The 25,959-nt window shown below is 70.4% G+C and carries 25 protein-coding genes and 1 pseudogene; 13 read left to right on the forward strand and 13 right to left on the reverse strand.

From position 1 onward, the window contains the following. Positions 1-6: 6 nt before the first annotated feature. The gene (locus B7R87_RS14135) at positions 7-1,380 is read left to right on the forward strand and encodes a hypothetical protein (protein WP_006348402.1); all 1,374 of its coding nucleotides are present in this window, start codon (positions 7-9) and stop codon (positions 1,378-1,380) included. A gap of 4 nt (positions 1,381-1,384) precedes the next feature. On the opposite strand, the gene B7R87_RS14140 is transcribed toward B7R87_RS14135, so the two are convergent. Continuing rightward, the gene (locus B7R87_RS14140) at positions 1,385-2,299 is read right to left on the reverse strand and encodes a phosphotransferase enzyme family protein (RefSeq protein WP_040915811.1); all 915 of its coding nucleotides are present in this window, start codon (positions 2,297-2,299) and stop codon (positions 1,385-1,387) included. Positions 2,300-2,875: 576 nt separating this feature from the next. Between B7R87_RS14140 and B7R87_RS14145 the strand changes: the two genes are divergently transcribed. Both B7R87_RS14145 and B7R87_RS14150 read left to right on the forward strand, forming a co-directional pair. After that, positions 2,876-3,556, forward strand: coding sequence for a hypothetical protein (locus B7R87_RS14145; protein ID WP_130585383.1), 681 nt, complete (start codon positions 2,876-2,878; stop codon positions 3,554-3,556). Between the two features lie 345 nt (positions 3,557-3,901). Next, entirely contained in the window at positions 3,902-5,041 is a 1,140-nt protein-coding gene (locus tag B7R87_RS14150) for a toll/interleukin-1 receptor domain-containing protein (protein WP_006348400.1), read from the forward strand. 18 nt (positions 5,042-5,059) lie between these two features. Here B7R87_RS14150 and B7R87_RS14155 read toward each other — a convergent pair whose 3' ends face one another. Further along, on the reverse strand, positions 5,060-5,419 hold the full coding sequence (locus tag B7R87_RS14155) for a hypothetical protein (RefSeq protein WP_006348399.1): 360 nt from the start codon (positions 5,417-5,419) through the stop codon (positions 5,060-5,062). A 252-nt stretch (positions 5,420-5,671) separates the two neighbouring features. Between B7R87_RS14155 and B7R87_RS14160 the strand changes: the two genes are divergently transcribed. Next, positions 5,672-6,766: a DUF1152 domain-containing protein gene (locus B7R87_RS14160; RefSeq protein ID WP_233168831.1), complete on the forward strand. Its 1,095-nt coding sequence runs from the start codon at positions 5,672-5,674 to the stop codon at positions 6,764-6,766. Positions 6,767-6,778: 12 nt separating this feature from the next. Here the strand turns inward: B7R87_RS14160 and B7R87_RS14165 are convergent, their stop codons facing one another. From B7R87_RS14165 to B7R87_RS14185, 5 genes are all read right to left on the reverse strand, one after another. After that, on the reverse strand, positions 6,779-7,342 hold the full coding sequence (locus B7R87_RS14165) for a hypothetical protein (protein ID WP_006348397.1): 564 nt from the start codon (positions 7,340-7,342) through the stop codon (positions 6,779-6,781). Positions 7,343-7,426: 84 nt separating this feature from the next. Then, a complete protein-coding gene (locus B7R87_RS14170; RefSeq protein ID WP_006348396.1) occupies positions 7,427-7,942 on the reverse strand; it encodes a type III secretion system chaperone family protein in 516 nt (171 codons plus the stop codon). Then, on the reverse strand, positions 7,935-9,293 hold the full coding sequence (mshA, locus tag B7R87_RS14175; protein ID WP_006348395.1) for a D-inositol-3-phosphate glycosyltransferase: 1,359 nt from the start codon (positions 9,291-9,293) through the stop codon (positions 7,935-7,937). Before mshA ends, B7R87_RS14170 begins: the two co-directional genes overlap by 8 nt. A 762-nt stretch (positions 9,294-10,055) precedes the next feature. Then, positions 10,056-10,583, reverse strand: coding sequence for a hypothetical protein (locus B7R87_RS14180; RefSeq protein WP_006348394.1), 528 nt, complete (start codon positions 10,581-10,583; stop codon positions 10,056-10,058). 12 nt (positions 10,584-10,595) lie between these two features. After that, positions 10,596-11,063, reverse strand: a complete 468-nt coding sequence (locus B7R87_RS14185) for a hypothetical protein (RefSeq protein WP_006348393.1) — start codon at positions 11,061-11,063, stop codon at positions 10,596-10,598. A 251-nt stretch (positions 11,064-11,314) separates the two neighbouring features. On the opposite strand from B7R87_RS14185, the gene B7R87_RS14190 reads away from it, so the two are divergent. The 5 genes from B7R87_RS14190 to B7R87_RS14210 all read left to right on the forward strand — a co-directional run bounded on the left by B7R87_RS14190 (position 11,315) and on the right by B7R87_RS14210 (position 16,602). Continuing rightward, the gene (locus B7R87_RS14190) at positions 11,315-11,836 is read left to right on the forward strand and encodes a SigE family RNA polymerase sigma factor (RefSeq protein WP_073785247.1); all 522 of its coding nucleotides are present in this window, start codon (positions 11,315-11,317) and stop codon (positions 11,834-11,836) included. Continuing rightward, on the forward strand, positions 11,833-12,411 hold the full coding sequence (locus tag B7R87_RS14195) for a PASTA domain-containing protein (protein WP_006348391.1): 579 nt from the start codon (positions 11,833-11,835) through the stop codon (positions 12,409-12,411). Before B7R87_RS14190 ends, B7R87_RS14195 begins: the two co-directional genes overlap by 4 nt. A 229-nt stretch (positions 12,412-12,640) precedes the next feature. After that, a complete protein-coding gene (locus B7R87_RS14200; protein ID WP_006348390.1) occupies positions 12,641-13,432 on the forward strand; it encodes a methyltransferase domain-containing protein in 792 nt (263 codons plus the stop codon). 267 nt (positions 13,433-13,699) lie between these two features. Further along, positions 13,700-14,845 carry a C40 family peptidase gene (locus B7R87_RS14205; RefSeq protein ID WP_006348389.1) on the forward strand — a complete coding sequence of 382 codons (1,146 nt, stop codon included), beginning with the start codon at positions 13,700-13,702 and terminating at the stop codon, positions 14,843-14,845. A 443-nt stretch (positions 14,846-15,288) separates the two neighbouring features. Beyond that, the gene (locus B7R87_RS14210; protein WP_006348388.1) at positions 15,289-16,602 is read left to right on the forward strand and encodes a PP2C family protein-serine/threonine phosphatase; all 1,314 of its coding nucleotides are present in this window, start codon (positions 15,289-15,291) and stop codon (positions 16,600-16,602) included. A 247-nt stretch (positions 16,603-16,849) separates the two neighbouring features. Here the strand turns inward: B7R87_RS14210 and B7R87_RS14215 are convergent, their stop codons facing one another. The 4 genes from B7R87_RS14215 to B7R87_RS14230 all read right to left on the reverse strand — a co-directional run bounded on the left by B7R87_RS14215 (position 16,850) and on the right by B7R87_RS14230 (position 19,835). Next, positions 16,850-17,188 carry a DUF2516 family protein gene (locus B7R87_RS14215; RefSeq protein ID WP_006348387.1) on the reverse strand — a complete coding sequence of 113 codons (339 nt, stop codon included), beginning with the start codon at positions 17,186-17,188 and terminating at the stop codon, positions 16,850-16,852. Positions 17,189-17,319: 131 nt separating this feature from the next. After that, positions 17,320-18,051 (reverse strand): hypothetical protein, encoded by a 732-nt coding sequence (locus tag B7R87_RS14220; protein ID WP_130585385.1) that lies wholly within the window; start codon positions 18,049-18,051, stop codon positions 17,320-17,322. A gap of 27 nt (positions 18,052-18,078) precedes the next feature. Next, entirely contained in the window at positions 18,079-18,639 is a 561-nt protein-coding gene (locus B7R87_RS14225) for a helix-turn-helix domain-containing protein (protein WP_006348384.1), read from the reverse strand. A gap of 248 nt (positions 18,640-18,887) precedes the next feature. Beyond that, positions 18,888-19,835: an alpha/beta fold hydrolase gene (locus B7R87_RS14230; protein WP_006348383.1), complete on the reverse strand. Its 948-nt coding sequence runs from the start codon at positions 19,833-19,835 to the stop codon at positions 18,888-18,890. Between the two features lie 186 nt (positions 19,836-20,021). On the opposite strand from B7R87_RS14230, the gene B7R87_RS14235 reads away from it, so the two are divergent. After that, complete coding sequence (locus B7R87_RS14235) at positions 20,022-20,969, forward strand: helix-turn-helix transcriptional regulator (protein WP_006348382.1); 948 nt, start codon at positions 20,022-20,024, stop codon at positions 20,967-20,969. A gap of 112 nt (positions 20,970-21,081) precedes the next feature. On the opposite strand, the gene B7R87_RS14240 is transcribed toward B7R87_RS14235, so the two are convergent. Beyond that, positions 21,082-22,698, reverse strand: coding sequence for an outer membrane protein assembly factor BamB family protein (locus B7R87_RS14240; protein ID WP_006348381.1), 1,617 nt, complete (start codon positions 22,696-22,698; stop codon positions 21,082-21,084). A gap of 283 nt (positions 22,699-22,981) precedes the next feature. Here B7R87_RS14240 and B7R87_RS14245 point away from each other — a divergent pair, with 283 nt between their 5' ends. Further along, positions 22,982-24,061 carry a protein phosphatase 2C domain-containing protein gene (locus tag B7R87_RS14245; protein ID WP_006348380.1) on the forward strand — a complete coding sequence of 360 codons (1,080 nt, stop codon included), beginning with the start codon at positions 22,982-22,984 and terminating at the stop codon, positions 24,059-24,061. A gap of 35 nt (positions 24,062-24,096) precedes the next feature. Here the strand turns inward: B7R87_RS14245 and B7R87_RS14250 are convergent. After that, positions 24,097-24,336: pseudogene (locus tag B7R87_RS14250) on the reverse strand (GNAT family N-acetyltransferase); the annotation flags it as partial. A gap of 174 nt (positions 24,337-24,510) precedes the next feature. Between B7R87_RS14250 and B7R87_RS14255 the strand changes: the two are divergent. Both B7R87_RS14255 and B7R87_RS14260 read left to right on the forward strand, forming a co-directional pair. After that, positions 24,511-24,939, forward strand: a complete 429-nt coding sequence (locus B7R87_RS14255) for a helix-turn-helix transcriptional regulator (protein WP_040915804.1) — start codon at positions 24,511-24,513, stop codon at positions 24,937-24,939. A gap of 10 nt (positions 24,940-24,949) precedes the next feature. Then, the gene (locus tag B7R87_RS14260; RefSeq protein ID WP_006348377.1) at positions 24,950-25,363 is read left to right on the forward strand and encodes a VOC family protein; all 414 of its coding nucleotides are present in this window, start codon (positions 24,950-24,952) and stop codon (positions 25,361-25,363) included. The last annotated feature ends 596 nt before the right edge of the window (positions 25,364-25,959 follow it).

Raw genomic sequence — 25,959 nt, forward strand, 5'->3', positions numbered from 1 at the left:
GGCACCATGACCGGTACACAGCAGATGGGGACGCAGCTTCTCAGTGCGCGGCGGAGCCGGGGGTGGAGTCAGGCGCGGCTCATCCGGGAGTTACGGACCGCAGCGGGCCGCAAAGGGCAGGCCCTGCCGGCCGACGCCAGCGTGAAGCGGCGGATCGCGAGCTGGGAGAACAACCACGGGGTTCCGGACGAGTTCTACGCGGGGTTGCTGTGCGAAGCACTCGGGCTGGCCCCGGGGGATCTCGGGATACGGGATCACGAGGTTCACGGACTCCCGGATCTGAGGTATCCGGAGAGCGTGGGTGCCGCGATCGGGGCGGTCGGGCCGTTATGGCTGGCCGACCTTGCCGGTGACACATCGCTGCTCACGGCAGATGCGTTGGACGGCCCCTGGCACGAAGCCTCGTTGCAGTGGCTCGTAGCACCCGACACCCGACCCTGCGCCGCCCCGGCGGACGCGTGGCCCCGAGTCGGTCTCACCGACGTCGCAATGATCAAGACGACCGCCGATATGTTCGCCCAGCTCGACGACCGCTTCGGCGGGGACCACGCACGGCACAGCCTCATCCAGTACCTCAGCCGCGATGTCGCTCCACTGCTGTCGGGGCAGTACACCGAAGCCGTCGGGCGGGCCCTGTTCTCCACGGTTGGCGAAGCCTTGCGCCTGGCCGGCTGGATGTCGTACGACGCCTGTCACCACGGACTTGCCCAGCGGTACTTTGTGCATGGGCTGCGACTGGCCCAGGACAGCGACGACCGGCGGCTTGCCGGGAGCATCCTCTCCGCCATGAGCCACCAGGCCACCTTCCTCGGCCGCTACACCCAGGCCGCCACCCTGGCCCGCGCCGCACGGATGGGTATCTCCCGCGTTGCGACACCGACCCTGCTGGCCCAGTTCCACGCGATGGAAGCCCGCGCCCTCGCCCGCACCGGAGATACCCGCGCCTGCGAACTCGCCCTCGCGGAAGCCACCACCGCGCTGGACCGAAGGAACAACGACGACGAGCCGGAGTGGATCACCTACTTCGACGATGTCGAACTCGCCGCGGAGGCCGCACACTGCTTCCGCGACGTCAGCAGCGCCCGCCGGTCCGTCGCCCACGCCGAGAACGCAGTCAGCGGCACGCACGTCCGCAGCGACTTCTTCGCCACCATGGTCCTCGCCGATGCCCAGATGCACGCAGGCAACCCCGAAGAGGCATGCCGGGTCGCAGCCGATGCGCTCGACCTCGGAGAGCAGCTCAGATCAGCGCGCTGCGTCAGCTACCTTGCCGAGTTCCGGCAGAATCTCGCACAAGCATCGACCACGACCGCCGTACGCGACTTCCACGAACTGGCCGCCGAACACCGGCTCTGGCGCGAGGCAGCGGGCATGGAGTGAACGCTCAGAACGCCTGCCAGTCCTTGCGGCTTCCACCGGTACGCAGGGCGTGCACCCGCCGGGCGAACTCTTCCGCCGCCTCTTCGCTCGTGGTGACCTGATGGCCGATCCACAGCGTCATCTTCAGCTCGCGCAGATCTGCAAGGACCGGGTAGCCGGGCCAGTTCATCAGGTCGAAGCCGTAGTGGTAGACGAACGACTCGTACTCGGTACGGGTGTGCCAGCCGAACCGCTCGTAGTACAGCGAAGTCAGTACGAGGTCCCACTCCCGCTGCCCCAGCGAGAAGCCGTCCAGGTCGATCAGCAGCGGCCGGCCGTCCCGGTCCCGGATCGCGTTCCCGACGTTGGCATCCCCGTGGATCATGCCGAAGTCGAGAACCCAGTCCAAGCGGTCGTACTCCTTCTGTATCCGCTCCGCCCGCTCGTTCAGAAACGCCACATCGTCGCCGGGAACGCCACCCAGAGCGCGGAGGGTGTCCCACACCTCCTGGAACGGGTCGTAATAAGGAAGGGCCAGCGCCCCCGGCTCCTCCAGCCAGTGCAACCGCCGCAGCAAGTCACCCAGCTCCCGCAGGTCGGCATAGACCTCCGTGTCCTGCGCACTGGCCCAGAACGTCACCACCCTGCCGTCCACCACCAGCGGCTGCTCCAGACCCGCAACCACCCGCGTCGCGGCGAACCCCTCACCCTCCAGCCACCGGGCCACCCGCACCGCGCGCGTCATATCCGCCAGCGAACCGGGATCCCGGGCGATCCGTACGATCACCGGCGAGCCGGCCAGCCGGTACACGGCATTGGAACCGAGCCGCAGCAGCTCCGCACCAGCCGGATCGAACCCGGCCGCCCGGCACGCCGACACCAGGACTACCCCCGCCGCTTCCTCCGTGAACACACCGCCAACACCCGCGCCCGAAGTCATACTCCGACGCTACAGGCACCGTCTCCGACGGTCTGCTGTACAGCAGTGAAGTACAGCAACCCGCCCGGGCAACTGCGCCGCGACCGTGGGGCCCTGCCCGCAAAACGGCTGAGACTCGGGCCGTCTCTGGGCCGTCCGAGGCTGCCCAGAAGGGGCGAAGGACAGCCGACAACGACCACCAGATGTACTCCATCACCACGCCTGAGCAGCAAAGACGCAGGTCATCAAGATCCCCGACAAGAACAATTAAACGACATTAACTCAAGCCCCCTTCCTGCAGGTTCACCGAGGGCAGGGGGCTTGGTGCTGCATTGCCTCTCCGAACAGCCAGGCGTTCAACGATCGCCCCGGAGACGGCCTACGAATGCCCCCCGGATGACAACGCGAGGTCCACTTAGACCCGCAGCGCCAGCCGACTCCACCGAAAGGAGCTGTGATAACCGCTGACTAGCCGGGGGACTTCCCCCATCCAGCGCCACCCGATAATACAATGAATCACAGGAAAATTATATCCGGAAATTCAATCCCGCTCCCCCACATTTGATCGGAGCGGCAGATAAGCCCTACCATTTGACCATGTCGCGAACACCGGTCCAGTCGCGGTTGATCTCCGCACTGAAAGCTGCCCGAACAAGCGAGCCTTACCCTGTATGGGTTACATGGCTGACGCTCAGCAAACAAGTTTACGGGCGCTCAGCAGAGCGCAATGTACTGAACCTGAGGCGCGTCGCAACAAACGCCGGCCTAGAGGGATTGAAATACACGGACGGGAAATGCGCCGGGGCGCGCATTCCCCTTTCGCGCGAAGAAGACTGGCTCCTCGACTGGACTCTGAAAGTTACCGGACGAGGGAATTATTCAGCCGACTTCTCCAAGTACACAGCTCCAACAAAAGAGGAAATTCTACTAGCCCTCCGTACCGGCCTAGCGCAGAGACGAACCCCACTGCGGCTCGACGTGGCGAAAGCCGTAAAAATCGTCAACAGGCACTGCGGGACAAATTTCGATCCAGGGGAAACGGCCTGGTCGGTTGTCGACTACCAAAGAAGGTGGAACGATAGACGAGCGGAGCTCATGCACCGAATCGCCGGAGGGATGCAGGAACTGCACAACCTGGTCTCCCAGCGGGAAGCAGAGCAGCGCATGGTCAGCGTCGGACCCTTCCTTATTGACCCGACCTCGCAGCGGAGATGCCCCTGCTGCCAGCAGGATGTCTTGAATGGCATTCCGATTTCCGGGGTGACCTGGATTGCATAGGCCTGCTGGAGCGGGTCGTAGAAGGGAAGGCCGGCAACCCCAGCCCTCCAGGCAGTGCAACCGCCGCAGCAAGTCACCCAGCTCCCGCAGAACGGCATAGGCCACCGCGTCCTGCACACTGCCCCGAACACGACCACCCGGCCGTCAACCGCCAGAGGCTGCTCCAGACTCGTAAGGCCGGACCAGCCGTGCCGCGGGCGCGGGGCGTACGCACAGGGCTGAGGCCTGGCCATGGAGTAACAGAGCCCCGGCCGGGGCCTCCCCGGCCCGCCCGAGCCCGCTCCACCGCACCCGGGTTCGCCAACCACCGCTGCAGGACAGGCCACTTGGCTACTCTTTGAAACCATGACCAATGCGCAGCCCGCCGGCTTCTGGAGCTACACCCATCGTGATGATCAACTGGACTCGGGACGGATCGCCCGTCTGTCGGAGCGCATAGCCAACGAGTTCGAGATCATCACCGGCGAACCTCTTGAGATCTTTATGGACAAGAGGTCGATCGAGTGGGGCGACGCGTGGCGAATGCGTCTCGACTCCGCGTTGACCGGAACCACCTTTCTCATACCTGTCATCACACCGAACTTCCTGAAGAGTCAAGAGTGCAGGCGCGAGGTCATCAGGTTCTCCGGCCACGCGGCCAGCCTGGGGCTGGACGAGCTACTGCTGCCGATCCACTATGTGAATGTTCCCCAACTCACGTACGGATCCGACGATCACCCTTCGGATGAAGTCGTCCAGCTCATCGCGCGGCGACAGTGGGTGGACTGGCGTGAACTGCGGCTCGAAGACGAGGCGTCGCCTGTGTATCGGCAGGCCGTGCACAAACTGGCGTTGAAGATCTCGGAGGTGCTGGAGTCGGCACCGCCCGCCAGGCCAGTGGAGATGGTCCACCAGGGTCTCATTGCCGATGATGAACCACCGGGTTTTCTGGAGCTCATGGCAGAGGCCGAGACCGCACTGCCCGTGTGGGTGGGGATCGCACAGAAGTTCCCGGAAGTCATCTCGGCCATCGACCATGAGACCTCCTGGGCAGCCGAAGAAATGGTCAAGTCGGACGCCCGGGGTGGAGGGTTCGCCGGTCGGATGCGTGTGACCGAGCAGCTTTCCGAGCGGCTCGCCGGACCCGTGGCACAGGTGGAAACGCTGGGAGGGCAGTACTGGGCAGCCCTTGCTTCCATTGACCCGGGCATCCAGGGGTTTATCAGACGAGCGGGTGAAGAGGATCTTCCTCCGGAAGACCAGCAGGCCGTTCGCGAGTTCTTCCGGCAAATCCAGGCGCTGACGTTGACATCCAGTGCTACGACCACGCAGCTTCAAGGATTCTCCGACAGCATGGAAGGAGTTACCCAACTCAGCAGCCACTTGAAGCCGCGACTGAGGACCATCCAAGCTGCCGTGCAGAAAATGATCGACGGCCATACGGTGATCGACGAGTGGAGTCGTCTGATCGGCGAGACCGACCTCGGGGACGACGCGCCTTCCTAGCAGGTGGGCTGAGTGGGGTCAGTCCTCAAGGCGTTGCAGGATCTGCGTGAACTCGCCGTTCTCGACCAGACCGGTGAGGACTTGAACCATGTTGCTGATGCCGGCGTCGCGGACGATGAGTCCGTCCGAGCACCAGTAGTAGCGTCCTCCCAGAGCTTCACCGCTTGCCGCCCACCGCTTCATCAGCGTCTCAACGTAGCCAACTGTGCACATGGTTGCACTCCATCGGGATCCGTCCTGCAGCCGCACCTCGACGTCAATGTCGTACACCGCTTCGAGGTCCTCGCCTGCGTCCGGCAGGAACGCGGCTTCGAAGTGCTCGGTGTGGACGCGGTACCAGGGTTCATCCCAGCTGCCCGGTGGTGTGCCATGGCTCATCGGGCGAGCCTGATGGGCAGATGCCCGCTCGGCAACTGCTTTGTTCCGACACGCTTCCGGCGTGAACAGCGATCTTGTGCCCGATGGCTCGTAGGAGCGGGCAGGCCCGCTGATCCCGCCCCGGCCACCGCGACGGCATCGGCTTCCCGGGCGTAGGCCATTCGACGCTCGTCGAGCTGCGGCATGTCGAGCTGTTGGACCTCTGGCCACTACAGGCGGGTGGCCGGACCGCGCAGGCCGTACTCTGCCCGGGTGACCCGGTTGGTCGTGGCAGCGGGCGGAGGGGGCGACGCGGTCGCCGCAGCGATGCTCGACGCTGCCCTGTACGGCCCGGAGAATCCGGCGGTCGTCCTCACCTATGCCTGGGACCGCCTCCTGGTCGACCCGGTCCCCGGCCCCAGAACACCGGCGGACTTCACCTCACTCGGTCGTATGGCGCCGGGTGTCCCCGCCATTACCGCCTCTACCGAACCCGTCCCACCGGCGGGCTCCACACTCCCCCGCTTGGCACGCGAACTCCCCCAGACCTTCGCGCTGATCGACCCGCGCCACGGCGTGCAAGGCGTCACCGGGCAACTGGCCGAACTGGTGGAACAGCTCCACCCCGAGTCCGTCGACCTGCTGGACGTCGGCGGCGACATCCTCGCCCACGGCGACGAACCCGCCCTGCGCAGCCCCTTGGCGGACGCTCTGACGCTGGCCGCCTGCCACCGGCTCGGTGCCCCCGTACGTCTGCTCGTCGCCGGCCCCGGCCTCGACGGCGAACTAACCGCCGAGACCCTCCGCCCCCTGCTCGGCCGGCTCGTCACCACCTTCACTCCGGAGCACGCCGCCGCAGTCGACCCGGTCCTGGAGTGGCACCCCTCGGAGGCCACGGGCATGCTCGCGGCCACCGCCCGGGGGATCCGCGGACTGTGCGAAGCCCGCGACACCGGCTTCCCCGTCCCCCTCACCGACGAAAGCCCCACCGTCCACGAAGTCGACATGGACGACGCCTTCAAGCGGAACAGCCTGGCCCAGGCCATCACCACGACGACCACCCTCACGGCCGCGGAGGCACTCAGCCGGGAGATCTGCGGCTTCTCCGAGATCGACTACGAGCGCGACAAGGCCACCGGGTTGGCCTCCGCCCCGCCGAAGTCTTTCGAACCCGAATCCACCCTCACGCGCGTGGCCTCGTACGAGCACCAGGCTCGCGCCCGAGGGGTCACTCACACGACGTTCCGCCACCTCACCGAAGTGCTCAACCTCCCCGGCACCCACCGCGACATCCTCAAAGCCCTGCTGCTCACCCACTGCCCCGAGCAGTACACCCCACCCCTCTGGCATATCCCGCCGACAACCTGAGCTGCACCCCGGTCATGCCACGGGCGGCTCCCGGCGGGCCCGCGCGCGGTCGAAGGACCACGCCGCGATGCCGACGAGGACGGCCACCGCAGCCGCGTACGCCGGGAGCCAGCGGGTCGTCGTCGAGGAGAGGCAGTCGGCCACGGCCTCGTGGGACTGGGCGCGTTGGGCCGCGGCGAGGGCCGTCGGGCTGAAGCCCGGAGTGGCCGACAGCGCCGCCGCGGCCTGCTCGGAGGCGTACACACCGAGCTTCGGGCAGGACCCCCGGGTGCCCGGCATCGGGAAGAGCCACGACCAGCGTTGCAGCGCGGGGGCCAGGGTGATGGCCACGCAGAGGCCGACCACCATCGAGTACGCCGTCAGATTGCGGAAATATGTGGCGCCTGAGCCCGGGGTCCGGCGCGGGAGGCGGTAGAAGCAGACGATCAGGGCCAGCAGCGTCGCCCCGATATAGGTGGAGAACCACTGCCACGAGCCCTGGGCCAGTACGGCCGCCAGTACGCCGCCGAGCGCGATGCCGATGACGCCCGCCTGACTGCCGGAGTCGGGGGCGGCGGGCGGGGCGGGGTGGGGCATGGTCCGGCTCCTGAAGGGTGGGGACCCCAGGATCCGGGGCGGTGCCGTCCGGGTACGGCACCGGGCGGCAACCGGCGGGCGGGCTCAGTCTTTCGTGGGCGGGGCGTCCGTCAGGTGGGCGAACGCGTCCAGATTGCGGGTCGATTCGCCGCGGGATACCCGCCACGCGTACTCCTTGCGGATCGCGCTCGCGTAGCCCAGCTCCAGCAGCGTGTTGAAGGCGCCGTCCGACGCCTCCAGGACCGAGCCCAGCAGGCGGTCCACCTCCTCCGGGGTGATCACGGAGAGAGGGAGGCGGCCGGTCAGGTAGATGTCGCCGAGCTGGTCGATCGCGTACGCCACCCCGTACAGCTTGAGGTTCCGCTCCAGCAGCCAGCGGTGGACCGCGGCGTCGTTCTCGTCGGGGTGGCGGATGACGAAGGCGTTCACGGAGAGGGAGTGCGCGCCGATGCGGAGGGCGACGTTCGTCGCGAGTTTGCGGGTGCCGGGGAGGGCGACGACGTACGAACCGGGCTCCGGGTTCTCCCATTCCAGGCCGGCCTCGCGCAGGGTCGCTTCGATGACCTCGGCCGGGGATGTGCGTACGGCGTCGTCAGACATGGTGGGAGCGTACCCGGCGGCGGTAGTCGTGCAGGGCCGCGCTGTAGACGTCCGCCGTGGTGGCGGCCGCCGCGTCCCAGCCGAAGGACCGCGCGTGCAGGGCCGCCGCGGCGCCCATCCGGGCCTCCAGGACGGGGTCGTCGATCAGTCGGCGGAGCGCGGCGGCGTAGTCGGCGGGGTCGTGGCCCCGGACCAGGAAGCCCGTACTCCCGTCGCGTACCGCCACCGGCAGGCCGCCGACCGCCGCCGCGACCACCGGGGTGCCCGTCGCCTGGGCCTCGATGGCGACCAGGCCGAAGGATTCGCTGTACGAGGGCATGACCAGCGCGTTCGCGGCGTGGAACCAGTCGGCGAGCCGGTCCTGGCCGACCGGCGGGTGGAAGTGGACGACATCGGCGGTGCCGAGGCGGGCGGCGAGTTTCTGGAGGCCCTCGGGCCGGGCGAGGCCGCTACCACTGGGGCCGCCGACGACGGGGACGTAGAGCCGGGAACGGAGTGAGGGGTCGCGTTCCAGGAGCCGGGCCACCGCGTGGAGGAGGACATCGGGCGCCTTGAGGGGCTGTATCCGGCCGGCGAAGAGGGGGACGAAGGCGTTCCGGGGGATGCCGAGCCGGTCGCGGGCCCGGTCGCGGGCGGTGTCGGCGCCGTGTTTGCCGGGGTCGGGGCGGAAGCGGTCGAGGTTCACCCCGGGGTGGACGACCGCGACCTTCGCCGGGTCGGCGTCGTAGAAGCGGACGAGCTCGGCCGACTCCTCCGCGGTGTTCGCGATCAGCCGGTCCGCGGCGTTCACGATCTGTGTCTCGCCGATGACCCGGGACGGCGGTTCGGGGGTGTCGCCCTCGGCCAGCGCCGCATTTTTGACCTTGGCCATCGTGTGCATGGCGTGGACCAGCGGGACGCCCCAGCGTTCGGCGGCGAGCCACCCGACGTGGCCGGACAGCCAGTAGTGGGAGTGGACGAGGTCGTAGTGGCCGGGGCGGTGGCGGGCCCAGGCGCGCATCACTCCGTGGGTGAAGGCGCAGAGCTGGCCGGGCAGGTCTTCCTTGGCCAGTCCCTCGTACGGGCCTGCGTCCACATGCCGTACGAGGACTCCGGGCGCGAGTTCCACCGTGTCGGGCAGACCGCCGGCGGTCGAGCGGGTGAAGATCTCGACCTCGATGTTGATGGCGGCGAGCCGCCGGGCCAGCTCGACGATGTAGACGTTCATCCCGCCCGCGTCGCCCGTGCCGGGCTGGTGGAGGGGCGAGGTGTGCACGCTGAGCATGGCGATACGGCGCGGCTTGCGGGGGCCCCCGGGGAATCTGAGGCGGGGTGCCAGACCGGTGGAGATGCGGGAGACGTACTGGCTCACGCGAAGACCCTCCTCGTTCCGGGCATGGCAAAAGGCGGACTGCTCTCGGCCTTCCGCCACCGCACAACAGCGGACTGGCCCCTTCCATTTCCCGCTGCCCACCACTTTGCCAAATCGTGATGGGGAGGGGCGGCGGGAGGGGGCCGGGGAGGGACGGCAGGGAGGGGTCCAGCCAAGGTGAGCCCAGAAGGGGCAGTGAGACGATCTTGAAGGCGTGAGCCCGCGTTCCGGGCCTGCCACCGAGGGCTTGGCCCTGTCCCGGGTTCCGCTGTTCTGATCCTTCACCGGCGCTGACGCCGCGATGATCCCGCGCGGACGTGTACGGCGCGTCCGGCAGGGGCTGGGCATCGGGTGGGGTGGGGATGACTTCGATCGAGCGGACTGCGTATCCGCGGTTCAAGCGGCTGATCACCGCGCGCGAGCTGCGCCGAAGCAGCCGCCTACGTCTAGCGCCAGGCCCGCCAGGCCCGCCAGGCCCGCGAGGCCGAAGAGGCACGCCGCCGGGCCGAAGCCGAGGAACAGCGGCGTCTGGCCGCGCTGTCCGCCGACTGCGACCGGGTGCCGGGCGGGACGGAGGACGGTCCGGCCCGGCCCGCAGCCGCCCCACCGGCAAGTACAGGGACTTCAACGAGTTCGAGATCCTCGCCCGGATCCGGCCCGCCGGTGCGTGGATGCCCCAGGAATGACTCTCGCCGTCGAACGCCCGAGCCAAGAGTTTCGACCGAAACTCTTCCGGCCGCGAGTCAGCGCCGAGGGGCGGCCTCAGCGGTTGCGCCGGGACAACCCCTTCGGCGCGCTGCTACGGGGTCGCTCGGTTGAGCAGGGTCGGTCCAACACCCATCCAGCGGGGCACGGGCCTGTCAGCGAGCTCCGGCTGGCCGGAGTCCTCGGGGCGATGCCGATCAGCCGCCGTACCTTGTCGCGCTCGGGCTCGGACGCACGGACCCCGGACTGGACGTCGGCCATGATCAGCCGGAGCGGATGGGCCTCTACGCGGACACGGCCTCGCTGGTGCTCGGTGAGGTGCCGCCTCGCGATGTAGAAGTTGTCCGCGCAGTCCAAGCCCGCAGCGAGTGCGGTCCGGTCGATGCGGTCGCCGAGCTGGTGGCCTCCGGCGGTCCAGGCGTACCAGATCCGGCAGGAGCCGTCCGGCCGGTAGAACACCGTGTACAGGAACATCTCCGGGCCGAAGTCGGCGGCGATGCCGTCGACCACGGCCTTCTCCACCGGGGTCGGGTCGCCGGTCGGCGTGAGAATGACCGGTGCCGTGGGCGAGAGCGTAGGCAACATCGTGGCTCCTCCTCAGAACCAGTGGGGGCGGTAGGCGCCGCCCGCGCGGGTGGGGCAGTCGTCTCCAGGCCGCAACGGCAGGTTCCCGGCCTCGTACGCGGCGTCGATCTCGTCCTTCGTCAGCTCGCGGTTTCCGACAGCGGTGAACTCCCACTTGCTGGACTCGACCTCGCTCCAGCCGTCCGGGTCGAGTTCGTAGACGCGGCGCACGAGGCCGTCCACGGCCACGATCGCGTACTGGGCCTCAGCACGGACCCTCTTGCCAATGGGCCAGATCCCCCGGTCGCTCGCGTACTGCCCGGCGTCGCCGACTTCGCCGTACGCGCCGCGCAGGTCGGCGGGGTCCTCCCGAACCCGGTCCCGCCGCGAGATCACCGCGGCCACCTTCTTGCCGTGGCGGACATGACCGAAGCGCTGCTCGGCGGCCTGTCGGCTGGTGCCGAGCGCGTCGCCGACGTCGGCGAACGTAGTGTCTGGCAAGAGGCGCCCCCGTTCTTCTCGGCCGACTGCGGGCCGCCCGCCCGGCGGCCCTCCGCTTCGCCGGGCCCCGCCCGCACCCCGGGCGGCAGCGGCGCGAGGTCCTGGGACCCCCTTCCGTCCCGGCTGTGATTCACGTCACTGCCGGCGCCTCGGTGCAGCACCCGGCCCCGTTCCGCCGTCATGGGGGCAGTGATCGGGACGGGACGAGGAGAGGAGGTCGGCGGGTGAGGTTTCGCAGGAGCGGTCCGGGCATCGGATTCACGGAGTTCGTCGCACAGCGGTCGGGAGCGTTGTTCCGCACCGCGTATGCGCTGACCGGTGACGTGCACGTGGCCGAGGATCTGGTGCAGGAGACGCTGGAGCGGGCGTGCCGACAGTGGCGGAAGGTCGCGGTGGCGGACTCGCCGGAGGCGTACGTGCGCAAAGTGCTGGTCAACCTGGCCAACGACCGCTGGCGGCGGCTGTCGCGCCGGGGCGAGCGCCCCGGGCTGTCGGGGGTGCCCGAGACGGCCGACCCCCGGGACCGGTTCGGGCAGGTGGATCTGCGCGCGGAACTGATCGAGGCACTGCTCGGGCTGCCGATGGGCATGCGCAGCGTGGTGGTCCTGTACTACCTGCACGATCTGGACGCCCGGCAGGTCGCCGACGTCCTGGACATCTCTTCGAGTGCGGTGAGGTCCCAGCTCGCCCGCGGCCTGGCCAAGCTGCGCGATTCCGTATCGGGCGCCCAGGCGCCGCACACGCCGTCGGCCGCTTTCGGAGGTACGAAGTGAGGAACACGTCGTCCGGACCGGCCCCGTTCGAGCCGGGCCTCGAAGCCGAGCTGCGTGCCGCGGTGGCCTCCTTCGCCGACGGGCCGACGGCGCCGGTCGTCGACGCGGCCGCGATCGAGCGAGCCGTCAGCCGCAGCCGCACCCGCCGGGCGCTCCTCGGCACCGCTGCGGCGTGCTGCGTGCTGGCGTGCGCCACGGTGGGGTTCTTCGCGCTGAAGCCCGTGCCGCCCGCGCCCGGCGCCTCCCCGTCCCTGTCCCCACCGGCGAACGGGGCGTGCACCCCGCTCGCCACCGGCACCCCCAAGAGCGGAAGCGCCGATGCGACTCCGACACAGGAGCAGGAGCAGACCGCGGGAGCGGGCATCGCGCTGCCGGACCTGGCCGGCATGCCGGTCGAACAGGCCGGAAGCCTGCTGCGCGGACTCGGACTGAGCTGCACGATCATGCGGCACACGGACTGGAACGCTCCCGCCGGGCAGGTGATCAGCAGTCAGCCCCGGGGCGGCGCAAAACCGGTGGCACCGGGCTCGTCCGTCCTCCTGCTGGTCTCGACGGGCAAACCCGGCGGAACCTGAGCGACCGGGCCCTTCGGCCCGCGCACCGGCCGAGTGACCCAGGGGCCGGTGCCGGGCAGTCCGTCGACCGCGGCGCACCGGCTGGACGCCCGCCCCTCCGGGCCGCTGCTGGACTTTTCCGAGGGGCGCGTGCGGGGAGAGGAGTGAGGGGGGAGGCCTTCCCGGCGCCGGGGCCACGTCCTCCCGGGTGCCGGAGCCGGTCGTACCGGAGGGGCCATACCCTCGACGTATGAGCACCCGTCCCGTCGGTACCGCCACCCGCGGGACGACCAATCCGAACCGGCTGCGCCGCATGGACCGCTGGATTGCGGCCGCGCACGGGCGCGCGCTGCGGGCGAGCGGGCGTCCGCTGGCCGTGGACCTCGGGTACGGCGCGGCTCCCTGGACCACCCTGGAACTCGCGCGGCGGCTGCGCGCCGAGGCCGATCCGCGCTGCGAGGTGGTCGGCATCGAGATCGACCCGGAGCGGGTGGCGGCGGCGAAACCGTACGAGGAGGCCGGGCTGAGCTTCCGGCACGGCGGTTTCGAGGTGCCGGTCGAGGTCCCGCCGACGCTGATCCGGGCGGCGAATGTGCTGCGGCAGTACGAGGAGGGGGAGGTCGCCGCCGTATGGGCGCGGCTGTGCGGGCGGCTGGCGCCGGACGGGCTGCTCGTGGAGGGGACGTGTGACGAGATCGGGCGGCGTCATGTGTGGGTGGCGCTGGGGCCCGAGGGGCCGCGTACGGTCACCTTCGCGGCCCGGCTCGGCTCCCTGGACCGCCCCTCCGACCTGGCGGAACGGCTGCCGAAGGCGCTGATCCACCGGAATGTGCCGGGTGAGCCGGTGCATGCGTTCCTGCGGGACTTCGACCGGGCGTGGGCGGCGGCCGCGCCGTACGCCTCGCTGGGGGCGCGTCAGCGGTGGATCGCGGCGGTGGGGGCGCTGGGGGCGGACTGGCCGCTGCGGGACGACCGGCGGCGGTGGCGGCAGGGCGAGGTCACGGTGGCCTGGGAGGCGCTGGCGCCCGGTGGAGGCGGCTGAGGCCGCAGGGCAGCTGTGCCCGTTTTCGGTCACTGGTTCGAGTGAACGTGTATCCGGGCAGGGAACCCGGGGGCCGGGGCGGACGTATTGAGGGTGATACGCCGGGCGCGTGATGGACCGAGGGGGACGTGATAGGCCGAGGGACCCTGTCGATTTGGGCGGGGCCATGACACCATCACCGCAGCTCAAAAAGTTACTGACGCTTCATCAGATCATTGGATAGTTGCCGCTGTTGCACGGGGTGCGGGAGCTGAAGGAGGGGGAATCGTGACGCGACGACACTGGGCCGCCGCCGCGATCGTTCTGGTCTGCGCGGTGACGCTGTCGGCGGTTCCGGCCACCACCGCCTTCGCGGCGCCGGGTGAGCCCACGCCTCCGGTGGCTCCACCCCTGGGGACGGCAGGGACGGCAGGGACGGCAGGGACGGCGGGCACGGCTGCCGGTTCGGCCGGTGCTGTCGGTTCGCCTGTTGCGGGCGGGAAGACGCTGGAGCAGGTCCGGCTGGAGATAGAGGACCTCTACCACCAGGCCGTATCCGCCACGGACGCGTACAACCTCGCGGAGGAGCAGGCCGATCGGCAGTCGTCGGAGATCGTGCAGCTGGCCAAGGAGGCCGCCCGCGCCCAGCAGCGCATCGACGATCTGAAGGACGCCGCGGGCACCGCCGCCCGCGCCCAGTACCGGACGGGCGGACTGCCGTACGAGGCGCGGTTCATGCTGACCGACGATCCCCAGCTCTTCCTCGACAACGCGAGCAGACTGGCCCAGGGGCAGAAGGCGACGAAGGACCTGCTGCGCGATCTGAAGCAGGCCCGGTCCGAACTGGACACCTACGCGCAGAACGCCGGCACCCACTGGAAGTCCCTGGAGGCCCAGCGCCAGCGCATGGCGGACGCCAAGAAGCGCGTCGCCACGAAGATCGCCGAGGCGGAGAAGCTGGAAGCCCGGCTGGAGAAGGAGGAGAGGGCCCGGCTGCTGCTCCTGGAGAAGCAGGCCGCGGAGCGGGCCCAGACCGCCTGGCTGCAGTCGGGCGCCCTGAAGGAGGTCAAGGGCACCGTCAGCGCCGAGGGCGGCAAGGCGGTGGAGTTCGCGCTTGCCCAGGTCGGGTTGCCGTACGCATGGGGTGCGGAGGGCCCGAAGTCGTACGACTGCTCGGGGCTGACGTCGAAGGCGTGGGCGGCGGCCGGCGTGACGATACCGCGCACCTCGCAGGAGCAGTGGCGGCAGTTGCGGCGGATCGACATGAAGGAGATGCGGGCGGGCGACCTGATCATCTACCACGCCGACGCGAGCCACGTCGGGATGTACATAGGCGACGGCAAGATAGTCCACTCCCCGCGCCCCGGCCGCACGGTCACCGTCACGGGTGCCGGAGCCAACAAGATCCTCGGAGTGGTCCGCCCCGGCGCCTGAGCCGGGGCTCGCGGGGGCCGAGGAGGCCGGGGGCCGGGGATTCGGGGCCGGGGATTCGGGGCCGACCGGCCGGTCGCCGCGGCGGGAGTCCGCGCTCGGGCATCCGGCACGGCCGCGCTGTGCTCCCGGGGGCCGCAGGGGCCGGTGTCAGGGAGCCGAGGCGGCCCCCGGGGGTGTGAGCCCGCGCCGGGGCGTCCGGCGCGGGCGCCCGGTGTGCGTTCGGTCACGCGGGCCGGGGGCGGCGGTGGAACCGGGCCGGGGGTGAAGGGCCCCGGGCGTGGCGGGTGGAAACCGGGTGGAGGGCCGCGGGAGGGTGGCCGAGTCGGTCACGGCGGGAGCGGAAGCGCATTCCGTTGGACCGCACCGGAGCGCTATGGTCCCCGTCGGCGGGTCGTCGATCGGCGGTCCTCCGCGCCCTCGGGGGAGGGAAAGGAACCGGACCCATGGCCGTACCCGTACCGCGACAGAGGAACTCCTCCGTCACGGGAGCCGAAGCAGACGCCTCGGCGCCCGCAGCCACCAGCGCCGCCGCTGCCGCCGAACCCACGGTCGGCGGGGCCGCCGCTCCCGCCGCCGAGCCCGCGCAGCTCACGCTCCTGGTCATCGAGGACGACCCCACCGGGACGTTCACCGTCCCCGAGCTGACCGAGTCCGGTGGTGGCACGGCGACCCGGGTCCGGATCAGGACCGCCCGCAATCTGACCGAAGCGGAACGGCTCCTCACCGACGATGTGCACTGCGTCCTGCTCGACCTCGCCCTCCCCGCAGGCAACGCAGGCGCCGCGGACGGGCTGGGTCCGCTCCGGCACGTCCTGCGGCTCGCGCCCCGCCATGCCGTCCTCGCGCTGACCACCTCGGGCGATACCGAGCGCGCGGCCGAGGCGGTGAAGCTGGGCGCCCAGGACCATCTCTTCCGGGACGAGCTGGACGGGCGGCTCCTGAGCCGTACCGTGCGCTACGCGGTGGAGCGCAAGCGCGCCGACACCGCGCAGCGGAAGCTCGCCGAGTCCAAGCTGCGGGCCCAGGAGAACGCCCGGCTGGAGCGCGGGCTGCTGCCCACTCCCCTGCTGGAGGGGTCGGAGCTGCGGTTCGCCTCGCGCTATCGGCCCGGCCGCTCCCGGGCGCTGCTCGGCGGTGACTTCTACGACACGGTCCGCACCCCGGACGGCACGGTCCACGCCATGATCGGCGATGTCTGCGGTCACGGCCCGGACGAGGCGGCGCTCGGAGTGGAGCTGCGGATAGCCTGGCGCGCCCTGACCTTCGCGGGACTCTGCGGGGACGAGCTGCTCTCCACGCTCCAGCGGGTCCTGGAGCACGAGCGCGAGAGCGACGAGATCTTCGCAACGCTCTGCACGATCGACATCGCCCCGGACGGGCGCCGGGCGGGCCTCTGCCTGGCCGGGCACCCCTCGCCGCTGTTCATCCGCGGCGGCCAGGCGGCGCAGCTCCTGCCGCACGAGGGTGGCGGTCCCGCGCTCGGTCTGCTGCCGCGGGCCCGCTGGCCGCGCCACCAGATCGACCTGGGCGGGGCCTGGTCGCTGCTGCTCTACACGGACGGGCTGATCGAAGGCCGGACGGGACCGGGCGAGAAGCAGCGGCTGGGGCAGGAAGGCCTCCAGTCGATGATCACCCGTCTGCTGGCCTCGGGGCAGGAGGGCGAGGCGCTGCTGGAGTCGGCGGTCGTCCAGGCGCGCGAGCTGAACGGCGGCGAGCTGACGGACGATGTGGCGGTCCTGCTGCTGAGCCGCGGCTGACCGACCGGACCGCCGGGAAGGCGGCAGGCGCCGAGGGACCCGCCGAAGACAGCCGGCGCGGGGCAGGGGGCGGTCGGCACGGGGCACAGACAGCCGGCGCGGCGCCACGGATGGTCGGTGCGGAGGGTCGTCACGGGCAGTGGCCGCGGAGACCGGAAACGTATCCGGACCCGCGCCCGTCCTGATAGGCGTTGGTCCGGACAACCTGCGGCCCCGCCCCGGGAAGGGGAAGGGCGGCCGCCGGTGCTTACCGGCCGCCGTTGTACGGGCCGTACGGACCGTCGCTGCTGGAGCCGCCGCGGCGCTTGCCGCCGCCGCTGACCTGCCTGGTCGCGGGGCGGACGTCCACGAAGAAGACGATCGTCGCGACCAGCCCGAGCAGGGACAGGAAGAGCATCGGGATCAGCAGGTTCACCAGGACCGTGATACCGAGGATGATCAGCCAGAAGGGCTTGGTCTGCTTGTCGGCGGCGCGGAAGGCGTCCTCGCGGGTGAAGGCGGCCATCAGCAGCGCCGCCACGGACGAGACCGTGAAGACGAGGAAGAGGAGCAGCGACAGCGAGAAGTCGAAGTTCTCACGCAGCATGGTGGCACCGCCTAGGGGGTCGATGATGGAACGCCCTCACCGGAAACGGTACCCGGCATGGACGGAGAACGGACCGGACGCCTGAAAGGTGCCCGGTCCGCGCTCTTGCACTCCTCCGAGCGCCCGCGCGATCACTTAGCGGGCGGGTTCGTCTTCTTCGCGGCCGTCCGGCGGGCGGCGGGCGCCCGCCGCGGGGCGGGGGTCTTCTTCGCGGCGGCCTTCGGCTCGGCCTTGGGCTCCGTACCGGCCGCGGCCTTGTTCCCCGCGGCTCCGGCAGCGGGCTTGGCGGCCCGCGTCCGGGCCTTCGCCGCGGTCTTCGGCTCCCGCTTCGGCGCGGACGCGGGCGCGGACCGCGGGGCGGGCGCGGGCTCCGGCTCGACGGCGACCGCGATCTCGGTGATCTCCTCGGCGGCCTCGCCGCGCCAGGTTCGGACGGTCTGCTCGCCGTGCTCGGCGACGCGCTCGTACGTCTCCCGGGCCTTCACCGCGTACTCGGCGGCGACGCCGACCCCGCGGAGCGCCAGGTCCTGGGCGGTCTCGCCCAGCTTCTTCAGATCGTCGCCGTCGAGGCCGCCCAGCCCGGCGAAGACCTCGTTGACCTTGGCGGAGACGGTGGCCTGGGCCTCCTTGGCCTGGCCCGTCACCCGCTCCTGGACAGCCTTGGGGTCGGTGTTCCGCAGTTCGTTCAGATCGCTGCGGATCCCCTCGATGCGCTCCGGCGCCTCGGCGGCCAGCTGCTCCAGCAGCGCGGGGACCTTCAGTGCCTGCTGCACGGCGAGGTCGGCCGTACCGGCGGCGAAGTAGAGGGGGGTGGGGTCGCTGAGGTTCTTGCGCAGTTCGCGCAGGTCATCGGTGATGGCCATATCGGTGGTCCTCCCGTGGGACGCGGTTCAGTCCGAGCTCTGGGGCGTACCGGCGGCGCTGTCGCCGTGCCGCCCGCCCTTCCGGCTCTCGTCTGCATCGGCTTCGGCGGGCTTCTTCTGCGCGCCCCGCGGCTCCCGCGGGCCGTCCGGCCCTTCGGGGTCCTGCGGGGGCCGCACGACGTCCGCGCCCGTCGAGGCGTCCGTCGCGGCGGGGTCCGCGGCAGCAAAGCCGTCCGAGACCTCGTATCCGTTCTCCTTGCGGAAGGACTCGTAGATCTGGAGCAGAACGGCCTTCTGCCGCTCGTTTATGGAGGGGTCGGCGATGATGACCGCCCGGGTCTCCAGCTCCTCCCGGTCCCGCTCGTCGAGGATCCCGGCCCGCACATAGAGCGTCTCGGCGGAGATCCGCAGCGCCTTGGCGACCTGCTGGAGCACTTCCGCGCTCGGCTTGCGCAGCCCGCGTTCGATCTGGCTGAGATACGGATTGGACACCCCGGCGGCATCCGCGAGCTGCCGCAGCGAAAGCTGCGCACTGCGCCGCTGTTCGCGGAGGTACTCACCGAGATTGCCGACGTTGAGCGATGCCATGCCCCGATCGTGCACCAGCCCTGCTAACTATTGCAAGCAGATGCTTGCAATAGTGCGCTACACAACACGACTGCCGCGCGTCCGGGTGGGAGAAGGGCCGACCCGGCCTGCGGTACGGACTGCGGTACGGCCGGTGGCCGCGGCCCGGCCGGGCAGTGGCGGCCACCCCTCGGGCCCCGGCCGGAGGGGTGGCGCACGCACTGCCCGACGGTTCGAAGAGCCTCAGACGATACGAACCGGATCACATGTCACTGGCCGGCATCCTGCTGCGCCAGCCAGGTGGTCATCGCCCGGTTCGTTTCCTCCGGCTTCTCCTGTTGGATCCAGTGACCGCAATCCAGGTTGACCACCTCCACCCGGGGCACGAACTCCGCGAGTTTCTCGGACTTCCGGACCACATCCCGGTCGCCGTAGATCATGAGTGTGGGCTGCCGGATAATCGGGTCGGCGGCCGCCAGCACGTGCCAGTTGCGGTCGAGGTTCCGGTACCAGTTCACACTGCCCGTAAACCCCGTCGATGCGAAGGCGGAGACGAAAACGGCCAGTTCGCTGTCGCTCATGACGGGATCACCGAGTGGTGTTTCCGCCCTGGCGAGGTCGATCAGGGCCATACCCGGCCGAGGCTCGGCGGGGGGTACGTTCTTCCGGTAGAGATTGCGGAGGAACCGGAAGGTGTTCTCGTCGAAAACGGCGTCCGCGACGCCCGGCTGCCGATTGAAGTGGACGAAGTAGAAATCGCCGCCGAGCGCAGCTTCCATGACCTCGACCCAGGGCTTCGGGCCGCGCTCCTGGTAGGGCAGGCTCAGGTTGATCACCTTGTTCACACGGTCCGGATGCAGCAGGGTCAGCCCCCAGACGACCATGGCACCCCAGTCGTGACCGACGAAGGTGGCGTCCTGGTATCCGTAGTGGTCGAGCAGTGCGACGAGATCGCCCGTCAGGTGTTCGATGTCGTAGTCCGTCACTTCGGCCGGCCGGGACGAATTTCCGTAACCCCGCTGGTTCGGGACGATGACGTGGTAGCCCGCTGCGGCAAGGGCGGGAATCTGGTGGCGCCAGGAATAGGCGTGCTCCGGCCAGCCGTGACAGAGCACCACGGGCTTTCCTCCCTTTCGGGGGCCCGCTTCGAAGACTTCGAGTTCCACACCGTTGACCGGAACAAGGGTGGGCTCGGGGAAATCGGCTGGATTGAACATGACTTTTCCTCTCGTCTCTTCGGGGCGATCGGTCGACGAAGGTTCCCGAAGACGGTATCGGCGCAGCCCTGACAGGCCGAGGGGCGATACGAGTGTGGGCAGTGGACCTGTCGGTGAGGTCGTGTTGCCATCCTGCCGACCGAAAGCGGTCACCCCATGACCGGTTTCCGTGGAAGCGTTGCCGTTGTGCGAACCGACCGGCTGGTGGCCGTCCTCCTCCTGCTGCAGCGGCGCGAGCAGGTGACAGCGGCAGAGGTCGCCCGTGAGCTGGAGGTCTCCGAGCGCACGGCCCGCCGCGACCTCGACGCCCTGGCCATGGCCGGGGTGCCCGTGTACTCCGTGCAGGGCCGGGGCGGCGGCTGGCGGCTCGTGGGCGGCGCCCGTACCGACCTGTCCGGGCTGACCGCGAGTGAGGCCCGCGCCCTGTTCCTGGTCGCCGGCCCGGCCTCGGCTGCGACACCGGCCGTGAAGGCGGCTCTGCGCAAGCTCGTCCAAGCCCTGCCGGAGCCCTTCCGGGTGCAGGCCGAGGCGGCGGCTTCGTCGTTGGTCAGGGACCCGCAGCGATGGGGGTCGACCCGGGTCGAACACCCGCCGCCCCGCTTCCTCGACGAACTCCAGGACGCGGTGATCCGCGGCGTCCGGGTGCGCCTCGGCTACGTCGACCGCGAAGGCGCCGGGACCGAGAGGACCGTCCATCCGCTGGGCATTGTCGCCAAGGGTCCGTCCTGGTACCTCGTTGCCGGCACCGCGGCCGGCCGGCGGACCTTCCGTATCGACCGTGTGTCGTCCGTCGACCCGACCGGCGATCCCGTGGTCCGGCCCGAGGGCTTCGACCTTGCCGAGAGCTGGCGCGCGATCGCCGACGAGGTCGACCGCAGGCGAACGCCCCTCGAAATCCGGGCGGTCTGCGTGCCCCACGGGCTGGACGTGCTCCGGATGGCTTTCGGTGACCGGCTGGAGGTGGGAGGTGCCACGGCCGACGGCCGCATCGAGGTCGTGATCCGCGGCACCAACGAGTACGTCGGCGCCGGCGAGCTCGCCGGGCTGGTCGAATGGCTGGAGGTGACCGGCCCTCCCGGCGTACGGGACCGCTTGGCGTCGATCGGCAGGGCGCTCGTCGCGCGGTACGGCTGAGACCGTGCCGCCGTGCCGCCGTGCCGTAGCGCCGCCGTGCCGTAGCGCGAATCCCGGAGACGCCCTCGCGGACGGTTTCCCGGACCGGCCGAAACGGGCACGGCCGAGACGGTCACGGCCGAGTCGGGCACTCCAGGATCCGGCCGTCGACGGTCCCGATGAGCAGGTGCCCCCGGGGCGCCACGGCAAGGGACAGGGCCGTGGTCGGTGCCCCGTCGACCTTCAGCTCGGTATGCCAGCGCACCGAGCCGTCACCGGCATCCAGTGCCGTCAGGGCGCCGGAGTTGTAGGCCACGTAGACGGTGTCCCCGTCGGTGTCGAGGGCGGTGGCCTGATGATCGGTGCGGTGCTGCCACTCGACCGAGCCGTCCGGGGATCGCCGTACGACATAGGCGCTACCGGGTGGGAACCCCTGATGACGGTGGACGGCGCCGGCATGGACCAGGGACCGGCCCATTTCGACCGCGGGCCCCCCGTAGTGATGCTCCTCCGGTACCCAGGAGTGCGGGAAGAGCCGTCGCAGCGTCCCGTCGGCTTCCAGGGCGGCGACCCACTTGTCCCGGTGCGGCTGGTCCGGGACGGTGCCGACCAGGACGTACGGGCGGCTCGCGCGACGGACCGGGAACGGGTGGTTGAACAGGTCGAAGTGCCCGACCTTCGGACCGTTCACCGGACCGGCCTCCGGACCCTTCACCGGACCGTCGAGGTCGAACATCAGCAGCCGTTGCGAAAGCTCGCGGCGGCCGTCCAACCGTCTGAGGACCGTCCTGCGGCCGGCCGCGACGAGAACCGTGAACGTACCGGGGTTCAGGGTCTCCAGCACCTGCCCCGTGTCGACGGAGATCCGGGCCGTCCGGGGTGCGGACACCTCCCGGCCGCCTTCCGGCTTGAGGCGACCGCGGCGTTCGGCGTTGGTCCAGACCGATACGCCGTCGGGGGCCGGAATCAGCTGCCGACCGCCCTCCTCGTCCTCGACCGCCCACTGCAGGTCTCCCGACGGCAGCCACGACTCCGCCAGAACCCCGTCCAGAGCGGCCAGCACGCGGCCGTCCTCCGTACCTTCGACGGCCCACACCCGCCGGCGTACGGACCACTGCCGGCCGGCCGAGGTCGCGAGGTCCGCGAGGAACCGGCGGGCCGCCGCGCTGTGGTCCTGCCGGACGGCCGGTTCCGCGGGCACGGCCAGCTCCGCGGAACCGATCGTCCCCTGACCGACGGCACGCCAGTCCGAGCGGGTCACAACGACCGTATGGCCCTCCTCGGATGCCCGCGGGTTGTCCCAGTCGTCCCACGGCGCCAGGACCAGACGGAGTGCCGTCTCGCTGCGCCATTCCACATCGAGCACCTCCCGCGGGTACTTCAGGGCGGACACCGGTTCGCCGGAGTCGAGGTGTATCAGCAGCAGTTCGCCTGTGAAGAAGTAGCCGCCGTCGTAGGACCCCGTACCAACGGCCAACAGGGGAAGGGCCGGGTGGAAGGCGAGAGACCGGACGGGGTACCGGGACCGCACCAGGGTCCGGCATCGCAGCCCGTCCTGCTCATAGACACCGATCCGGTGCCCCGTCCATCCGGAGTCCGCGGTCCCATTGCCACTCCACTGGATATGCCCGAGGTCCCCGCCCACGGCGACCGTCCCCGAACGCTCGTCGGTGACGGCCAGAGCAGGTTCTCCGATCTCGGCGAACGGGCCGCCGCCGAGGACGCGTCGGACTGTCGGAGCAGGGGTCATACAGGGTTCCTCCCAGGGGCGGCGTCATGAGCTGCCGCCGTTCCGGGCCCGGTACGGCGGCAGCTCATGATCCCGCCGGGCGACGGGGGCGGACCAATGGATTTCAGCCGGGCAAGGCCCTGAACGCTCCCGGTGGGTGAGCGCGGCGAGCCGGCGGCATCGCAGACACGCGGTAACGCAGACACGCAGACACGAGGACGGATCCCGCGGTTGACCTTCCCCCTGGGGGAGCCCGCAGCATCGGTGGTGCCGGGCGGAGCGCCCGGAACGAGAAGGGGCGGGCATGGAGTTGCTGACCATCGGGGCGTTCGCGAAGGCGTCCCGGCTGTCACCGAAGGCGCTGCGTCTGTACGACGAACTCGGCCTGCTGACTCCCGCTCGCGTGGACCCGGTGACCGGCTACCGCCTCTACGCACCGGAACAACTGGATCAGGCCCGGCTGGTTGCCTGGCTCCGGCGGCTGGGGATGCCCCTCGCCCGCATCCGGCAGGTCTGTGCGCTGGAGGGCGGCCCGGCAGCCGAGGAGATCCGCGCGTTCTGGGCCCGGGCCGAAGCCGAGACCGCCGCACGGCGGGACCTGGCCGCCTTCCTCGTCGACCATCTCTCCCGAAAGGACCCCGTCATGTCCCCGGTCACCGAGCCCCTGGGCATCCGTTACGCCGCCCTTTCCGACCCCGGCCTGGTCCGGCAGAGCAACCAGGACACCGTCTACGCGGGGTCCCGGCTGCTCGCCGTCGCCGACGGCTACGGCAGCGGAGGTGCCCCCGCGAGCGCCGCCGCCGTCGAAGCGCTCAGAAGCCTCGAAGACGGCAGCATCCCGGCGGCCGGTCTCCTCAACGCCCTCGAAGACGCCGTCGACCGGGCCCGGCAGGCCGTGCGGGGCGTCTCCGGAGTCGACCCCGCTCCCGAAGACGCCGGGACCACGCTCACCGCGATGCTGTGGACCGGATCGCAGCTGGCCCTCGTCCATATCGGGGACTCCCGCGTCCACCTCCTGCGGGACGGGGAACTGTTCCAGATCACCCACGACCACACCCTGGTGCAGTCGATGGTCGACGAGGGGCGCCTTCGCCCGGAGGAGGCCGCCTCCCACCCCCAGCGGTCCCTGCTGATTCGCGCCCTGGGCCGGGGAGCGGACTCCACCCCCGATATGCGCCTGCACGACGCCCGGCGGGGAGACCGCTATCTGCTCTGCTCCGACGGCCTGTCCACCGTCGTGCCGGCCGAGGAGATCCGCCGGGTGCTCTCCGAAATCGCCGAGCCCGAGCAGGCGGTACGGGAACTCGTCGCCCTCGCCAACGGCTCCGGCGGCCCCGACAACGTCAGCTGTGTGGTTGCCGATGTCCTGGGGTGTCGGCCGTAGGTGCGAGCGGCCCACCCGCAGGCGCCCGGGACAGGTCAGCGGCGCCGTTCCCGGTCGGTGCGCAGGAGTTCGTACTCGACCTCGCCGTGTTCGGAGCCGGGGACGGCCTCCGGCCAGTCGCCGGTGAAGGTGCGGAGGAAGGAGAGTCCCGACTTCTCCATCACGCGCCGCGACGCCCGGTTGACCGCCATCGTGTTCGCGGTCACCCGCTCGACCGCGAGCCGGGTGAAACCGTGGTCGACGAGCGCGCGGGATCCCTCGGTGGCATAGCCGCGGTCCAGGAGAGCGTGCACGCGGCGATCCTGACCGGCGCGGCGGGGACCGTGCCACCGCGTTTCCCAGCGGTACGTTCCCAGCGGTACGGCCCCGGCCACGCGCGGGCCCGCCCGATCACGGGCCGTACCGATCGCGGGTCGTACCGCCTGCGCCCTGTCGGTACCGTGGAGAGCATGTCGCACGTGCCCCTGCCCGACCTCGTCCGGCTGCGCCGTGCCCGGGACACCATGGACCGCGACTACGCCCGGCCGCTGGACGTCCCGGCGCTGGCGCGGATCGCGCTGATGTCCGCCGGGCACTTCTCCCGCACGTTCCGCGCCGCCTACGGGGAGACCCCGTACAGCTACCTCATGACCCGCCGGATCGAACGGGCCAAGGTGCTGCTGCGGCGGGGCGACCTGTCCGTGACGGAGGTCTGTATGGCGGTCGGCTGTACGTCGCTGGGGTCGTTCAGCTCCCGCTTCACCGAGCTGGTCGGGGAGAGCCCGAGCGCCTATCGGGCCCGGGACCACAGCGCCGGCGCCGCCGTCCCCGGCTGTGTCGCCATGGTCCACAGCAGACCGGTCAGGATTCGAGAAGCGGGACCCGGCGCCGGTCCGTAGCGTGAAGTGCATGGACATCGAGCTTGCACAGTGCTTCATCGCCGTCGACGACACCGACAAGGCGCTCACCTTCTACCGCGACGCGCTCGGACTGGAAGTCCGCAACGACGTCGGCTGGGAGGGGATGCGCTGGGTGACCCTCGGGGCGCCCTCGCAGAACGTGGAGGTCGTCCTCGAACCGCCGCTCGCCGACCCGGGCGCCTCCGAGGCCGACCGGAGGGCCGCCGCCGAACTGCTGGCCAAGGGCATGCTGCGCGGGGTGAACTTCCGCACCGACGACGTCGACGCCACCTTCGAGAAGATCCGCTCCGCGGGCGGCGAGGTGCTCCAGGAGCCCATGGACCAGCCGTACGGCGTCCGGGACTGCGCCTTCCGCGATCCCGCGGGGAACATGATCCGCTTCAACTCCGCCACCCGGAAGTAGCAGACCGGAAGCAGCAGACCGGAAAGACACCACGGGCAGCACGGGCAGCACGGACAGCTCCCGACGCCTTGCGAAGGCCCCGCCAAGGGCATCCCGCAAGGCGTCGTGGCGTTTCAAACACGCATTTCTCGCCATTCACCACGCACGCCGGGCGCACTCCGGGCGGCCCCGGATGCGCCTGGCGGAGTGATACGTCTGTTGTGCACCGCGCGTACGTAGCCGAGTGCGCCGCCCGCCGCTCCAAGTGCCCGTGTTTTCTACGCCATTCGCCGCGCCCGTCCACATGCCGTGGCGCAATTCTCACCCTGCGCAACCTTCGCGCAACCCCCCGGCGGATAGGGCCGCCCACCACCGCTCCCCCGTCCGCCACCCGGCCGCCCCGACCATCGCCATCAGCGGATTCATCCGCTCCGCGGGCCGGATCCACCGGGCGCGAGATGCACGCGACGGCTCCGATTCCCCGCGATCGCCGCCGCAGCACCCCGTACGCCGCCTGGCCGGATGGCAGAAAGCGGCCGTTGGATGCCTATCGCACCGACAGTACTATCCAACATAGTTGATCTATACACATAACCCCCCGCACATCTTCGTGTACA

This window comes from Streptomyces tsukubensis (assembly GCF_003932715.1).
Taxonomy (GTDB): domain Bacteria; phylum Actinomycetota; class Actinomycetes; order Streptomycetales; family Streptomycetaceae; genus Streptomyces; species Streptomyces tsukubensis.